This window comes from Vreelandella mediterranea, assembly GCF_970647075.1.
Genome location: NZ_OZ310198.1, coordinates 3,635,208 through 3,649,531, shown reverse-complemented (window position 1 = coordinate 3,649,531; position 14,324 = coordinate 3,635,208). Strand labels below are relative to the sequence as shown.

The 14,324-nt window shown below is 62.2% G+C and carries 13 protein-coding genes; 10 read left to right on the top strand and 3 right to left on the bottom strand.

Features of this window, described 5'->3' with window-relative positions; translation table 11 throughout:
- The first annotated feature begins 16 nt into the window (after nucleotides 1-16).
- The 4 genes from ACWFVE_RS16855 (at nucleotide 17) to ACWFVE_RS16840 (ending at nucleotide 3,402) form a co-directional block, all read left to right on the top strand.
- Nucleotides 17-1,360 (top strand): type II toxin-antitoxin system HipA family toxin, encoded by a 1,344-nt coding sequence (locus tag ACWFVE_RS16855; protein WP_447530415.1) that lies wholly within the window; start codon nucleotides 17-19, stop codon nucleotides 1,358-1,360.
- Complete coding sequence (locus ACWFVE_RS16850) at nucleotides 1,357-1,683, top strand: helix-turn-helix domain-containing protein (protein WP_447530414.1); 327 nt, start codon at nucleotides 1,357-1,359, stop codon at nucleotides 1,681-1,683. The genes ACWFVE_RS16855 and ACWFVE_RS16850 overlap by 4 nt, the downstream gene beginning before the upstream one ends.
- Nucleotides 1,684-1,872: 189 nt before the next feature.
- Entirely contained in the window at nucleotides 1,873-3,069 is a 1,197-nt protein-coding gene (locus tag ACWFVE_RS16845) for an MFS transporter (protein WP_447530413.1), read from the top strand.
- A gap of 81 nt (nucleotides 3,070-3,150) precedes the next feature.
- The gene (locus tag ACWFVE_RS16840) at nucleotides 3,151-3,402 is read left to right on the top strand and encodes a hypothetical protein (protein WP_447530412.1); all 252 of its coding nucleotides are present in this window, start codon (nucleotides 3,151-3,153) and stop codon (nucleotides 3,400-3,402) included.
- 13 nt (nucleotides 3,403-3,415) lie between these two features.
- Here the strand turns inward: ACWFVE_RS16840 and ACWFVE_RS16835 are convergent, their stop codons facing one another.
- Nucleotides 3,416-4,111 carry an extensin-like domain-containing protein gene (locus ACWFVE_RS16835; RefSeq protein ID WP_447530411.1) on the bottom strand — a complete coding sequence of 232 codons (696 nt, stop codon included), beginning with the start codon at nucleotides 4,109-4,111 and terminating at the stop codon, nucleotides 3,416-3,418.
- A 179-nt stretch (nucleotides 4,112-4,290) separates the two neighbouring features.
- Here ACWFVE_RS16835 and gmk point away from each other — a divergent pair, with 179 nt between their 5' ends.
- From gmk to ACWFVE_RS16815, 4 genes are all read left to right on the top strand, one after another.
- Complete coding sequence (gmk, locus tag ACWFVE_RS16830; RefSeq protein ID WP_447530410.1) at nucleotides 4,291-4,923, top strand: guanylate kinase; 633 nt, start codon at nucleotides 4,291-4,293, stop codon at nucleotides 4,921-4,923.
- A gap of 85 nt (nucleotides 4,924-5,008) precedes the next feature.
- Entirely contained in the window at nucleotides 5,009-5,266 is a 258-nt protein-coding gene (gene rpoZ / locus ACWFVE_RS16825; protein WP_447530409.1) for a DNA-directed RNA polymerase subunit omega, read from the top strand.
- 27 nt (nucleotides 5,267-5,293) lie between these two features.
- On the top strand, nucleotides 5,294-7,426 hold the full coding sequence (locus tag ACWFVE_RS16820; protein WP_447530408.1) for a RelA/SpoT family protein: 2,133 nt from the start codon (nucleotides 5,294-5,296) through the stop codon (nucleotides 7,424-7,426).
- 136 nt (nucleotides 7,427-7,562) lie between these two features.
- Nucleotides 7,563-7,952: a RidA family protein gene (locus ACWFVE_RS16815; RefSeq protein WP_447530407.1), complete on the top strand. Its 390-nt coding sequence runs from the start codon at nucleotides 7,563-7,565 to the stop codon at nucleotides 7,950-7,952.
- A 63-nt stretch (nucleotides 7,953-8,015) separates the two neighbouring features.
- Here ACWFVE_RS16815 and ACWFVE_RS16810 read toward each other — a convergent pair whose 3' ends face one another.
- Nucleotides 8,016-8,894 (bottom strand): SDR family oxidoreductase, encoded by an 879-nt coding sequence (locus ACWFVE_RS16810; RefSeq protein ID WP_447530406.1) that lies wholly within the window; start codon nucleotides 8,892-8,894, stop codon nucleotides 8,016-8,018.
- A 152-nt stretch (nucleotides 8,895-9,046) separates the two neighbouring features.
- Here ACWFVE_RS16810 and ACWFVE_RS16805 point away from each other — a divergent pair, with 152 nt between their 5' ends.
- Both ACWFVE_RS16805 and recG read left to right on the top strand, forming a co-directional pair.
- Nucleotides 9,047-9,958 (top strand): hydrogen peroxide-inducible genes activator, encoded by a 912-nt coding sequence (locus tag ACWFVE_RS16805; protein ID WP_447530405.1) that lies wholly within the window; start codon nucleotides 9,047-9,049, stop codon nucleotides 9,956-9,958.
- Complete coding sequence (gene recG, locus ACWFVE_RS16800) at nucleotides 9,955-12,033, top strand: ATP-dependent DNA helicase RecG (protein ID WP_447530564.1); 2,079 nt, start codon at nucleotides 9,955-9,957, stop codon at nucleotides 12,031-12,033. The genes ACWFVE_RS16805 and recG overlap by 4 nt, the downstream gene beginning before the upstream one ends.
- A 4-nt stretch (nucleotides 12,034-12,037) precedes the next feature.
- Here recG and yccS read toward each other — a convergent pair whose 3' ends face one another.
- Nucleotides 12,038-14,221 (bottom strand): YccS family putative transporter, encoded by a 2,184-nt coding sequence (yccS, locus tag ACWFVE_RS16795; RefSeq protein WP_447530404.1) that lies wholly within the window; start codon nucleotides 14,219-14,221, stop codon nucleotides 12,038-12,040.
- Nucleotides 14,222-14,324: the final 103 nt, after the last annotated feature.

Sequence of the window (14,324 nt, the reverse complement as noted above, 5' to 3'; positions counted from 1 at the left end):
TCAAGGTAGTCCGATCGTGCTGATGATCCAACTATTTCATCGCGGCCAATGGCAGGACGCCGCCGAGCTGGTCATCGAGCACCCCTTGCAGGGGCGCCGAGGGGCGGCCCGGCTGGGCTATGTGACCGATTACGCGCTCGAGTATCTCGAGCGCGACGATGACGCGGCCTGCAGCTTACGTTTACCCGTCGCGTTAATGGAAACCCACCATTCGTCCACCTGGTTTACGTTTCTTGATGACATCATGCCGTCGGGCGCTAGCCGGCGCTATTGGGTCACTCAACTGGGGATCGCATCGCTGAGCGAGGCGGAGCAGGATTACACCCTATTGGCCAACGGCACCATCGCGCCGGTAGGCAATCTGCGCATCAAGGAGTCGCTGCCCGCACGCCCGGCGGGCAGCACGCTGGAGCAGCAGCGCTTTCCTTTACGTGATGTCGTAGACCGGGATAGTGACTTCCTGGCCTATGCCCAGCAAATGGGCGCCGCGGGTGGGGGCGCGACCGGTGCCGGTGGCGAGGCGCCAAAGCTATTGCTGCGCTGTACGCCTGATGATCAGGTCTGGATCGATACCTATCAGGACGACCAGGCCAGCACCGACCAGCACTATTTGGTCAAGTTTCCGCGCGGTCAACGCAGTGAGCTCGACAGCAACATTCTGCGCGCCGAGTACCACTTCTACCAGGAACTCACCGCCCTTGGCGTGGCCACCATCGACACCCAGGGTATGCGGCTGCTGGAAGGCGAGCGGTATCCTTCGCTTTGGCTACCGCGGTTCGACGTGGCACATATAGCGGGTCAGCGTACTTTTTTCGGTCTGGAATCCGTTTACGCCGTGATGGGCCGCGAACCCGGAAGTTTTCTGAATCACTTTGCGGTGATCGAGACATTGACCGGCAGGCTTGGCAAGCAGTATCGCGTATTGGAAGAGGGACAGTTCTTCGATCAAGCGCAGTTTGTGTGTGAGTGGGTCAAACGTGATCTGCTCAACATTGCGTTTGCCAACAGCGATAATCACGGCCGCAATACGGCGTTACTGAAAACACCGCAAGGAATTTGGCTGGCGCCGATTTACGACTTTGCACCGATGAAGGCCGACCCGGAAGGTATCATTCGCACCACGACCTGGGGCGCGCCTTTCGAGCAGGGGCGAGAGGTCGACTGGTTCGCCATTGCCGAGGCGCTAAAAACCTACCTGCCCCCGGAGCAGTTGATGGGCGAGCTGCAAGCCCAGGCCAGGCAGTTGCTCGGCTTGAAAGAGCGTCTTGCCCTGCGGGGTGTCGCGCCTACGCTGCTGGACTCGCCGGCACTGGGGCTTGATTACCTGGACGATAAGCTTAAGCGTTGGGGGCTACTATGAAGCGCAAAGCGTTAAGTAGTATCGAGCGCGAGGCGCTGCTGGTGGAGCTGCTCGACCGGCTGCTGCGCGATGAAATGAGCACCGGCCAGGTACTGCGCCAATTGCGTCGTGAGGTGCTGGGAATGTCGCAAACGCAATATGCCGAGAAGGTCGGTATCAGCCGCCGCTCGCTCTCCGATATCGAAGGGGATAAAGCGAGCCCGACGCGGGCACTGCTGGACCAGGTATTCCGCCCGCTGGGGTTGCAAGTAGGGTTGATACCCAAGAGTCCTCAGCTGCGCGAGCGTTTGCTATCCGTCAAGGCGGATGGCCGCTCGTCCTGAGGGCATCTGGTCGAGGTGCTACGTTTTAAATTTCTGGTTTTGGCTTCTCGGTTTTGGCTTCTCGGTTTTGGCTACCCGTGTTTCGCTGGCAGGTTTTTGTGGCGAAGAGTTTCTACTTTAGTCTAATCCTGCGATCATTTACCCCATTCCAAACGTTGTAAAAGCGGGCTAACCCCCGAGGAGCAGAGTGTGCAAGAGTCTTCCGCGGGCCGGGCGAGTAACCCTCGTCTGGCCGAATTTGCGTTAGCGCTGGGTGGTTTTGGTATCGGGACCAGCGAGTTCGTCATCATGGGGTTAATGAACCGGGTGGCGGGGGATTTGGCCGTGACCGTGCCCCAAGTGGGGTATGCGATCAGCAGCTACGCCCTGGGCGTGGTGGTCGGCGCGCCGATCATTTCCGCGATGGCGGCTCGGGTACCCAAGCGCTCGCTTTTGATCGTGCTGATGCTGGTATTTGCCGTGGGCAACATTGCCAGCGCCATGGCGCCGGGGTTTTGGTCCTTCGTGGGGCTGCGCTTTTTGGCCGGGCTGCCTCACGGGGCCTACTTCGGCGTGGCGGCGCTGGTGGCCGCCGGAGCGGTCCCCGTGGACCAGCGGGCGCGGGCGGTTTCCCGGGTCATGCTGGGGCTGACGGTGGCGATTTTGCTCGGCGCGCCGCTGGGCACCTGGGCGGGCAACCAGTTTGGCTGGCAAATCGCCTTTGCCGGGGTGGGGGGCATCGCGCTTTTAACGGCGCTGCTGATTCGCCTTTACGTGCCCGTTCAACCCTTCGATGCGCTGGCGAGCCCGCTCAAGGAGCTTTCCGCGCTGATCAAACAGCGCGTGCTGGTCACGGTGGCCATTGCCTGCGTGGGCTGTGGCGGCATGTTCTCGATCTTTAGCTACGTGATGCCGACGCTGACCCAGCAGGCCGGTATGAGCGAGGCGCTAGGGCCGCTGGTATTGGTCATCTTCGGTGTCGGCTCGATCATCGGTAACCTGGTGGGCGGGCGCATGGCAGACAAGAACCTGATGCGGGCGATTCCGCGTATTTTGATCTGGTGTGCGGTCATTCAGGGGCTTTACTACTTCGCGGCCAATAACGTCTGGACCGGGCTTTTGTTCGTGGGCCTGGTGGGCACCAGCATGGCGCTGGCGCCGTCGCTGCAAACGCGCCTAATGGATGTGGCCGGCGATGCCCAGACCATGGCGGCCTCGCTCAACCACGCCGCCTTCAACGGTGCCAACGCGCTGGGCGCCTGGCTTGCCGGGCTTGCGATCAGCGCCGGGCTTACGCCGTCGAGCACTGGCTTCGTGGGCACCGGGCTTGCCCTGTGTGGTTTGGTGATTTTCGTGTACGGGCGCTGGCTTGAAAAGCGCACCTACCGGGTAGCCCAGGCGCGGTAGCGAAGCGTTGGGGTAATAAAATTGGCGCAGGTGGGTAATTCTTTCTAAGGTATAAGAGTGCACACCATAAGGAGATGACTCATGCATACTCAATTTGTAAAAACCTCGCGTATTTTGACCCTGGGCGCCATTGCGGCCTTGACCATCGGCCTGGCGGGCTGCGGCTCGACCTCTGGCGAGCGCGCCACCAGCGGCGCGGGCCTTGGCGCGGCGGCGGGTGCCGGTACCGCAGCGGCGACCGGTGGTAGCGTTGGCGGCGGCGCGGTACTCGGCGCAGGCGCCGGTGCGGCGGCGGGCGCGCTGACCGACGAAGACGACATCAACCTCGAGTGATCGCTCGCCGCGTCTAGCGGCAAAGGCTGAACCCGCGCATGCCCATGTGAAAGTGATCGGCATGCGCGGCGTTGTATTCAGGCCCTAGTACGTTGCCAAAGGTGTTGCAGGCACCATCCCGCGCTTCTCGGAAGAACTCGCCCACCGCCCCCTCGTCATTCCAGTTATTGATCAGCGTAATACGCTGGCCGTTCTCGAACCGAAACCCGGTTACATCCAGTGCTTCTGCCGTGGCGTGTTCGCTGCGCCTGCCCGATTCACGCCCGTATACGTTACGACACGCAAAGCTTCCCACGTGGTCGACCTGGCTTACGCGGCTGCCCATGATTCGTTCGGCGGCGGGCTGTAGTTCGTGGCGTTCGAACATTACCCAGGCAAGCGCCATGGGGCAGGTGGCCACGAAGCTTCGGTTAAAGCGTACGCTGCTCGCGTTCATGCGCACGATGTTGGTGAGCGGGCAACTGGCCGTGGGCGAGTAGTCGTTCATGGGGGTGACGTCGAGCTCACCCGTTGGCGCGGTCTCGAGCGCCGCCAGGCAACCGGCGCGGTCGCCCTCCAGCCGCTTGAGTTTTAACTGTGTGACCGGGGTGATCGGGTCGTCGATGTGCAAGGGCGCCCAAGGCGCCCACTCGCGGGGGACCTCGATCAGGCCTTTTTGCAGCGCCACGCCCAGCGCGATCAGCGCTAATATAAAGATCGTTCCCCGCATACCGCACTCCTTTCGATGACGTTCGTTGCGTGGCTGCTACCATGTCGTCTACTTATGTCTTCTACTACAGACCGCGCGGCAGGTATGCGATACTGCCCGCCTTTAGTGCGCACCGCGGCCAGCAAGCGTGGCGGCGTCATAGGGCTAACGACTGTTTTTATCAATTAGGGAAGCGTTTCATGTCCCAGGGTACGCTGTTTATCGTTTCGGCGCCGTCCGGCGCTGGCAAAACCAGCCTGGTTCGCGAGCTGATCGAGAGTATGGATGGCCTTCAGGTGTCGGTCTCGCATACCACACGGGGCCGCCGCGAGGGGGAAGTGGACGGGGTGAACTATCACTTCTGCCAGACCCAAACGTTCGAGACGATGATCGAGCGTGGCGACTTTTTCGAGTACGCCAGGGTCTTTGATAACTACTACGGCACCTCGCGTCAAGCCGTTCAGTCGCTGCTGGCCGCCGGCCAGGACGTGATTCTGGAAATCGACTGGCAGGGCGCGCAGCAGGTCAGAGCGCAGATGAAAGACGCCGTATCGATCTTCATTTTGCCGCCTTCCCGGGCCGAGCTCGAACGCCGCCTGGCCAGCCGGGGCACCGACGAGCACGCGGTGATCGAGCGGCGCATGCGCGATGCGGTCAACGAGATGACCCATTTCGACGAATACGACTACCTGGTCGTGAACGACGACTTCACCACCGCCCTTGGCGAGCTCACGTCGCTGGTCATCAGCCAGCGGCTAACGTGTGTTGCCATGCAGCATCGCCACGCACCGCTGCTCGAAGCGCTCTTGTCACAGGCGCCAACCGTCGAGTAATCTATCGGGTCAAGTTGCCCATTTTGCCGGGCTGGCAGGCGTTTTAAGCACTGCTGGCCCGGCGCCGTTATTAAAGGAAAGCCCCATGGCACGCGTAACCGTTGAAGATTGTTTGGAAAATGTTGAAAACCGCTTCAAGCTGGTGATGATTTCCACCCAGCGTGCCCGTCAGCTCGCCCGCGGCTCGCGGGATTCACAGCTGGCCTGGGAAAACGATAAACCGACGGTCCTGGCGCTGCGTGAAATTGCCGCGGGTCTGGTCGATCATACCGTGCTGGACGAGCCCGTCGAGGCACCGGTGCGTCAGCGCCCGGCCGCGCCTAGCGTCCAAATCGACGACTAAGCCTAAAACCGATCAGGGGCGCGGTAAATGTTCACCATCGATGACCTGGCCGACCGACTCGGCGGCTATTTACCCTTGGATGAAATCCAACAGGTCAAACGCGCCTTCTACTACGCCGAACAGGCCCACGACGGCCAGCGCCGCCGCTCCGGCGAGCCCTACGTTACCCACCCGCTCGCCGTGGCCAACATTTTGGCCAACATGCACATGGACCATCAGAGCCTGATGGCCGCCATGCTGCACGATGTCATCGAAGATACCGGGGTCTCGAAACACGCCCTCGGCGAGCAGTTCGGCCACCCGGTGGCGGAGCTGGTCGACGGTGTCTCGAAGCTGACTCAGATCACCTTCGAAGACAAGGCCGTCGCCCAGGCCGAGAACTTCCAGAAGATGGTGCTGGCGATGTCGCGGGATATTCGCGTCATCATCGTCAAACTCGCCGACCGCCTGCACAACATGCGCACCCTGGGGGCGCTTCGCCCGGACAAAAAGCGGCGCATCGCTCGTGAAACGCTGGAAATCTATGCCCGCGTTGCCGGGCGGTTGGGTATCAACACCATTCGTATCGAGCTCGAGGATCTCTCCTTTCAGGCGATCCACCCGATGCGCGCCGAGCGGATCAAGCGCGCGGTGGCCAAGGCCCGGGGTAACCGGCGCGGCGCGATGCGCGAAATACAGTCCTCGCTTCAACAAAGCCTCGACGACGAAGCGCTCAAGGGCACGGTGGTCGGCCGGCAAAAGCACCTGCTGTCGATCTATAAAAAGATGCGCGACCAGCGCAAGCCCTTTGCCGAAATCATGGACGTGTTCGGTTTTCGCATCATCACCGACGATGTGGCGAGCTGCTATCGCATCCTGGGCGTGGTCCACAACCTGTTCAAGCCGGTACCCGGGCGCTTCAAGGATTACATCGCCATTCCCAAGGCGAACGGTTACCAGAGCCTGCATACGACGCTTTTCGGCCAGCGCGGTATGCCCATCGAGGTGCAGATACGCACCCGTGAAATGGAAGCCATGGCGAACAACGGCATCGCCGCGCACTGGCTCTACAAGGCCGGCCAAACCGCTCACCCCATCGCCGAAGGCAGCCATGCCCGGGCGCGGGCCTGGGTGAAAGGGCTTTTGGAGATGCAGCGCCACGCTGGCGACTCGCTGGAGTTCATCGAGCACGTCAAAAACGACCTGTTCCCCGATGATATCTACGTCTTCACGCCCAAGGGCGACATCATGGAGCTCCCCCAGGGGGCGACGGTGGTCGACTTCGCCTACAGCGTGCACACCGATATCGGCAACAACTGCATCGCGTGTCGTATCGACCGCCACCTGGCGCCGCTTTCCACGCGCCTTGAAAGCGGGCAGACCCTGGAAATCATTACCGCCCCCGGTGCGCGGCCCAATCTCTCCTGGCTCAACTTCGTTTCCACCGCCAAGGCGCGTTCGGCCATTCGCCACGCGCTGAAACACCAGCAGCAGTCGGAAGCGATCATGCTGGGGCGGCGGCTTTTGAACAAGGCGCTCGCCTCCTTCGAGACGAGCCTCGAGGAGCTCGACGAACGGATCTTCCCCCGGGCGTTCAAGGAGCTGGATGTGTCGTCGTTGGACACCTTGCTCGAATCATTGGGCCTTGGCAATCGCATGGCCTACGTCGCCGCCCGGCGGCTGGTGGACGTTGCCCACGGCGCGGGCGGCGGCCCCAAACGGTTGGAAAACAGCGATGACGCCGTGGTGATCAGCGGCAGCGAAGGCATGGTGCTAAGCTTTGCCCGCTGCTGCCACCCGCTGCCCGGTGACCCGGTCGTCGGGCATTTATCCGTGGGCAAGGGCATCGTCGTGCATCGCAGCGAGTGCAAGAATTTGTCGGATTTGAAAAGCGATCCGGAAAAGCTCTTCAGCCTGGAGTGGTCGGAGAACATCGACGAAGACTTCCCGGTGGCGCTGCGTATCGAGATCGAAAGCCGCCGAGGCCTGGTGGCGGAGCTTGCAGGCCTTGTGACCGACGCCGACGCCAATATCGAGCGTATCGGCATCGAAGAGCGCGACGCTCGTCTATCCACGGTGAACCTGACGCTCTCGGTAAAAGGGCGGGTTCACCTGGCCCGCATCATGAAACGTATCCGCAACCTGCCAAGCGTCAGCAAAATAACCCGAATAGCCAACTAAGCCCTCCCTGGTCGCGCGCTTTCAATGCCTTTGATGCGCGGGCGGGAGCGGCTTTTTATGTACGGTTGGAAGGTTTTATTCGTTTAACACATTTATTAAAAATGCCATTGAATGGCCGCAACAGGAGCAAGGCACCATGAGCAATAAAGCCGTTATCAATACCGAGAAAGCCCCAGCCGCCATCGGCCCCTACTCCCAGGCCATCAAGGCGGGCAATACGGTTTATATGTCCGGTCAGATTCCGCTCGACCCGGAGTCCATGGAACTCGTAGCCGGTGATATCGAAGCTCAAACGCGTCAGGTGTTCACCAACTTGCAAGCGGTGTGCGAAGAAGCCGCCGGTACGCTTGCCGATATCGTCAAGCTCAACCTGTACCTGGTGGACCTGGATAACTTCGCCATCGTTAACCGCGTAATGGAAGAGTTCTTCAAGGCACCGTTCCCCGCGCGCGCCGCGGTGGGCGTTCGCGCGCTGCCCAAGGGAAGCCAAGTGGAAGCCGAAGCCGTGATGATCATTGGCGACTAAGCGCTGCCAAAGAGCCAAAAAAAGAGCGAGCCCGCGGGCTCGCTCTTTTGTGTTGAAAAGCCGTTACGCTTTTTGTGGCTTGAAGCCGCCTTCCTTGAGGATCTGGGCGTAGCCCTCGCGAAAGCTCGGGTAGCGAAACGCGTAGCCCGTCTCGCGGATACGGCTGTTATCGCAGCGTTTGCTGGTACGCCGGCGAAGCGGTGACTGCATGGTCTCGGTGGTTTCCACCTTGAGCTCTTTGGCAAGCCAGCTCATGACGTCGTACATGGTGGCGGGCTCAGAGTCGCTGCCCAGATAAAGCTCGGCCAGGGGCTTGCCGCTCTCCTGACACTGGATCAGGTGGGCGAGTATGCCGGCGCAATCGTCGCGGTGAATACGGTTGGAGTAGATCGCCGGCGTTATGGCGGCCATACGCCCACCCAGCACCTGGTGAATCAGCCGGTCGCGGCCCGGGCCGTAGATGCCCGAAAAGCGCACTACCGTGCCGGGCAGCGGGTGGTTCAAAAGCGCCTGCTCGGCTTCGCGCATCAGGCTGCCGGAGAAGCTGGTGGAGTCCGTGGGGCTGACTTCGCTGACCGCTTCGCCCTCTTGCTGGCCATAAACGCTGGTCGAAGAGACGAAGAAAATACGCCGTGGCGGCACGTCGTGTTGCTCCAGTACGCTGAGCACGCGCTTCAAGCCATCCGGGTAGGCGCTTTGGTAGGCGCTCTCCTCGAAGCGGTCGGCGCTGACGGTGTAGATCACGTAGTCCGCCTGGGGTAGCGCCGTGGCGCTCGCCCCTTCAAGATGGTTAAGATCGAGAGCCAGGGGTTCGATACCAGTACCCTGTAACGACTCGGTTTGGCGGCGTACGCCCACCACGCGATGTCCTTCACTCAAGAGCTCGCGCCCCAGGGTGATGCCGATATCGCCACAGCCGATAATCAGTACAGTGAGTTTCACCTGCGCACTCCTCTTGATAAATATTCCCTATTAGATACAAAGTCCCTTTGAGATATGCCATCGTCAAAGAGGTTTGTCTGTCCTTGCCATCCCGTTCATGGCCACGACGATGCGTCACGACCTGCTACGAGAGGATGCCAGCCGGCACCGTTATGACTTTAACAGAACTTCGCTACATCGTAACCCTTGCACAAGAGCGCCACTTCGGCCGCGCTGCCGAGCGGTGTCACGTCTCCCAGCCGACGCTCTCGGTGGCGGTCAAAAAACTCGAGGACGAGCTCGACACGCCCTTGTTCGAGCGCTCCAAGTCCACGGTGCAGGTCACCCCGCTTGGTGAGAAGATCATCGCCCAGGCCCAGCGTGTGCTGGAGCAGTCCAGTCTGATTTTCGAGCTGGCAAGCGCTGGGCGCGACCAACTGGCCAACCCGCTACGCATTGGGGCCATTTACACCATCGGGCCTTACCTTTACCCGCACCTGATTCCGGCGCTGGCCAAGGTGGCGCCGCAAATGCCGCTCTACATCGAAGAGGGGCTGACCGGCACGCTGCGTAGCAAGCTTAGAAGCGGCGAACTGGACGTGATCATCGTGGCGCTGCCGTTTACCGAAACCGACGTGGTGACCAAGGCGATTTACGACGAAGCGTTCGAGGTGCTGATCCCCAGCAATCACCCTTGGGCGGCGCGGGAGGCGATCGATAAGGAAGATCTGCTCGAAGAGCGGCTTTTACTGCTGGGTGAGGGGCACTGCTTTCGCGACCAGATACTGGAGGCCTGCCCGGCGATTACCCACAAGCTCAATAGCCCGAGCAATACGCTGATTGCCGAAGGCGGCTCACTCGAGACGATCCGTCATATGGTGGCCTCGAAACTGGGCATTACGGTGCTGCCGCAGTCGGCGTTGGGTACAGATAAGCACGAGCAGTCGCTACTGACAAGCCGGCCTTTCGTGGCACCGGCGCCTTCGCGTACCGTGGCCATTGCTTGGCGGGCGAGTTTTCCTCGGCCCAAGGCCATCGACGCCTTGATCGAGGCGATCAGCCAGTGCCGGCAGCCCGCGCCATGAACGAGCTCGACGCGCCGGTCACCGAGCTCAAGGGTGTCGGCGAGGCGCTAGCGCTCAAACTTGCGCGGCTGGGGGTCGAACGCGTGAGCGACCTGCTGTTTCACCTGCCGCTGCGCTATCAGGATCGTACCCGCGTCACGCCTATCGGGCTCTTGCGCGCGGGCAGCGAGGCCGTGATCGAGGGCGAAGTCACCGCCTGCGATATCGTCAAGGGGCGAAGGCGTAGCCTGCTGGTGCGCCTGCGCGACGCAAGTGGCATCCTGAGCCTGCGTTTTTTTCACTTCTCGCCGGCCCAAAGCCAACAGCTGCGCCCCGGGGTTACGCTGCGCGCCTTTGGCGAGGCCCGCGCCGGCGCCACGGGTCTTGAGATCTACCACCCGGAGTACCGGCCAAGCGGCGCCGCCGATACGCCGGTCGAAGAGCACTACACGCCGATTTATCCCACCACCGAAGGGCTGCACCAGACCCGGCTGCGCGCCCTCACAAGCCAGGCGCTCGCCAGACTAACCGATACCCCGCAGGCGCTGCCGGACATGATTCCGCCAGCGCTTGCCGAGCGTTTCGACCTGCCGGGGCTTCACGAAAGCCTCGCGCTTTTGCATCAGCCGCCGCCGGATGTGGACCTGGATACCCTGGCCCAGGGCCTGCACCCGGCCACCCGGCGGCTGGCCCTCGAGGAGCTTCTGGCCCACCAGCTAAGCCTTCGCGAGGTGCGCCTGCGCATCCAGGCCGATGGCGCGCCCAAGCTTCCCGCCGGGCGCAGCCTGCAAACCCGCTTTTTGGCCCAGCTTCCCTTTGCGCTCACCGGCGCCCAGCGCCGGGTGCTCGAGGAGATCGAGCTCGACTTGGGGCAGAGCGCGCCGATGCTCAGGCTGGTTCAAGGCGATGTCGGTTCGGGCAAGACCGTGGTGGCCGCCATGGCCGCGCTTTCGGCGCTTTCCGGCGACTGCCAGGCGGCGATCATGGCGCCCACGGAGATCCTGGCCGAGCAGCACTACCGCTCTTTCAAGGCCTGGTTCGAGCCGCTGGGGATCGAGGTGGCATGGCTTGCCGGCAAACTCAAGGGCAAAAGCCGCCTGGATGCCAAGGCGGCCATCGCCGATGGCCGGGCGCGCATGGTGGTCGGCACCCACGCGCTTTTCCAGGACGATGTCGCGTTCCACTGCCTGGGGCTTGCGATCATCGACGAGCAGCACCGCTTCGGTGTTCACCAGCGCCTGGCGCTGCGTGAAAAGGGCGAGGCGGGCGGGCTTACCCCGCACCAGCTGATTATGACCGCCACGCCCATCCCCCGGACGCTGGCCATGAGCGCCTACGCGGATCTGGACGTTTCGGTGATCGACGAGCTGCCGCCGGGGCGCACGCCGGTGAAAACCGTCGTGGTGTCTGATGAGCGCCGCCCGGAGGTGGTCGAGCGGATCCGCCGCGCCTGCAGCGACGGCCGCCAGGCCTACTGGGTCTGCACGCTGATCGACGAGTCCGAGGTATTACAGTGCCAGGCCGCCGAGGTCACTCGCGAAGAGTTGACCGCCGCGCTGCCGGAGCTTGCCATCGGCCTGATTCACGGGCGCATGAAGGCCGGCGAAAAAGCCGAGGTGATGGCGGCGTTCAAGGAAGGCGAGCTTGATCTACTGGTCGCCACCACGGTGATCGAGGTGGGGGTGGACGTGCCCAACGCGAGTCTCATGATCATCGAAAATCCGGAGCGTTTGGGACTTTCCCAGCTTCACCAGCTACGCGGCCGGGTGGGGCGGGGCAGCACGGAGAGCTTCTGCGTGCTGCTTTATCATCCGCCGCTCTCCAAAAGCTCCAGGCAGCGCCTGGGCGTGATGCGCGAAACCACCGACGGCTTTCGCATCGCCGAGAAGGACCTGGAGATTCGTGGCCCAGGCGAAGTGCTGGGCACCCGCCAGACCGGGCTTGCCCAGATGAAAATCGCCGACCTGGAGCGCGATGCTGATCTGCTCGAACGGGTTACGGCCCTTGCCCAGGTGCTGCAAAGCGATAGCGAGGCCACCGCCGTGCTGGTGCGCCGCTGGCTGGGCGAGGCGGCCGGGCGCTACGGCCAGGTATAGCGGTTCATGAGGCGTCGGATTTGGTTTGGGTCAGCCGCCCGGCGCTCTGCGCCAGCGGCGTTAGCTGTTCGGCGATCAGCTGTAGCTGGCTCTGAATGGGCCGGTAAAGCGTAACGGCGTTGGCGTCGCTCTCGGGCGCTTGCGCCGGCTCGCCCAGCGCGTCCAGAAGCGCACGGGTCTGGTCTTCCAAATCCGTGACGGGTCGGCGCTTGTGGAGTTGCTCGGTCAGCGCCGCCAGCAGCTCGCTAATCCGTTTGGCCTGGGGCATCAGCGCGGCGTCGTCTTCGGCTTCGGTTAGCCGGTGGCGGTGGGCGCCCAGCGCGGAAAGGTGGCTCAGCAGCGTATTGGAGAGCACCAAAAAGCGCAGGCCGCTGTCCGCATCCTGCTTGCGGTAGTGGCCCGGCTCGTGAAGCATGTTGGTCAAAAGCGTCGAAAACGCCGCATCGGCGTTGTGTGCGTTGCGCCGCGCCAGGCGGTAGCTCAAGTCGTCCTGCTTGCCCTCTTCGTACTGGTGGACGATCTCGTCGAGATAGCCGCGGTGGCTGGTCAGCACCTTGGCGGCTTCGCGGTAAAGTTTGCGTCCCTGCCAGTCCGGCAGAATGAAAAATACCGCAAGCCCTGCAATCACCGCGCCGATCAGCGTATCGAACAGCCGCGGCCAAATCAGATTAAAACCGTCGCCCACCTGGTTGAAGCTGCAAAGCACCAGCAGGGTGATCGAGGCGGTCGCGATCACGTAGTGCCGCTCCCGGTTGGCAAAGAACGCGACCCCGGCGGCGACCGCGATGATGCTTTGAATGCCGGGCTGGGGAAAAAGACTAATCGATGCCCAGCCAGCAATCAGTCCCAGCACCGTGCCCAGAATCCGCTGGGAGAGAAAGCGCCGGGTGGTCGCGAAATTGGGTCGGCAGACGAACAGCGTGGTAAGCAGGATCCAGAAGCCCTGTTCCGGATCGAGCCAGTGCAAAATCGCGTAGCCCGCCATCAGCGCGGTGGAAAGGCGCACGGCGTGGCGAAAGGTCGGCGAGCCCAGCGTCAAATTCAAGCGCACGCGGCTCCAGGCATCCTTGAGGCTGGCCGGCGAGCGGTCATAAAGCGCGCTGTCGCGCCGCTCCACGCTGCTGTCCGGGTTATGGGCGCTGGCGATCTGCGCCTCTAGCGTGGCCAGGTTGTCCGCCAACGCGTTGAGTGGGTGGATCAGGTTGCGCCACTCCGGGCGGCCGCGGTCGCGCAGGTTGTCGATCGAGGCGCGCAGGTCGACCAACGCCTGCTCGCTTTGCTCATGGCTAAACGGCCGGTTCAATAGAAGTGATTTGGCCAGCTGGCGGCACGCCCGGCCCTGCTGGTCGAGAAGGCGCTGACAGCGAAACAGCACGTCGTGGTGGAAAAACGCCTCGGTCAGCGCGCCGTAGGGGTAGTGGGTGGAGCTTGCCCGCTCGTGGATATCCTGGGCCACGAAATAGATGCGCAGGTAACGGTTGAGCTTTTGGCTGCCGCGCTGGCCCTCCAGCCGGCGAAAGATCATCTCCTTGGCCTGATTCAGCGCGGCGACCACTTGGCCGTTTTGGTGCGCCAGCGCCACTCGACGCGCCTCGACATCCACTCCGCGCACCGGCTCAAAAAGCGCCGACTTGAGAATCAAAAACTCGCCCAGGGTTTTGTAGACCCGCGCCATGCTCTGCTTGAGCGGCTGGCGGGAAAAAAGCGCGCACCAGATGACCGAAATGACCCCGTACCAGGCCGCCCCCGCCAGCAGCAGAAGCTGGCGCGAGGCCACGTCCGCATCCACGCCGCCGTGCTGCTCGATATTGATCATCGAATAGATCGACAGGATCAGCGTGCCCGAGGCGATCGTCGCGTAGCGCTGGCCGATGGCACCGAGCATGATCAGCGTAAACGCCGACACCCCCAGGCCCAACGCGAACAGCCACGGCCAGGGAAACAGCCACTGGACGATAAAAGAGGCCAGCGCGAAACATAACAGCGTGACCACCAGCGCCTGTAGGCGGCCCTGCCAGCTATCGTCGGTTTCCGAAAGCGCGCAGGCAATAATGCCCAAAAACAGCGGAATCACCAGCGCCACGTCGGCCTGCAGCACGCTAAAAAGCAGCGCCCCGCTAAAGGCGATAAACACGCGCAGGCTGTAGGCGAACTTGTCCAGGGTCCAAAGGCGGCGCAGGATCGGCATGGCGTCTCTTCGTTTGATTTATTAGACGTTAGTATAACAATGGCGGCGCGTGAGTTGCTATGGCGCACCTATCAAGCGGTTACTTTAGGATATTTCGCCGATG

What these genes read in the sequence shown, in the direction of transcription:
- ACWFVE_RS16815 (WP_447530407.1), top strand. Translation starts at nt 7,563, where the DNA reads ATGAGCAATAAAGCCGTTATCAATACCGAGAAAGCCCCAGCCGCCATC.
- ACWFVE_RS16820 (WP_447530408.1), top strand. Translation starts at nt 5,294, where the DNA reads ATGTTCACCATCGATGACCTGGCCGACCGACTCGGCGGCTATTTACCC.
- rpoZ (WP_447530409.1), top strand. Translation starts at nt 5,009, where the DNA reads ATGGCACGCGTAACCGTTGAAGATTGTTTGGAAAATGTTGAAAACCGC.
- ACWFVE_RS16835 (WP_447530411.1), bottom strand. Translation starts at nt 4,111, where the DNA reads ATGCGGGGAACGATCTTTATATTAGCGCTGATCGCGCTGGGCGTGGCG.
- ACWFVE_RS16805 (WP_447530405.1), top strand. Translation starts at nt 9,047, where the DNA reads ATGACTTTAACAGAACTTCGCTACATCGTAACCCTTGCACAAGAGCGC.
- recG (WP_447530564.1), top strand. Translation starts at nt 9,955, where the DNA reads ATGAACGAGCTCGACGCGCCGGTCACCGAGCTCAAGGGTGTCGGCGAG.
- ACWFVE_RS16840 (WP_447530412.1), top strand. Translation starts at nt 3,151, where the DNA reads ATGCATACTCAATTTGTAAAAACCTCGCGTATTTTGACCCTGGGCGCC.
- gmk (WP_447530410.1), top strand. Translation starts at nt 4,291, where the DNA reads ATGTCCCAGGGTACGCTGTTTATCGTTTCGGCGCCGTCCGGCGCTGGC.
- yccS (WP_447530404.1), bottom strand. Translation starts at nt 14,221, where the DNA reads ATGCCGATCCTGCGCCGCCTTTGGACCCTGGACAAGTTCGCCTACAGC.
- ACWFVE_RS16850 (WP_447530414.1), top strand. Translation starts at nt 1,357, where the DNA reads ATGAAGCGCAAAGCGTTAAGTAGTATCGAGCGCGAGGCGCTGCTGGTG.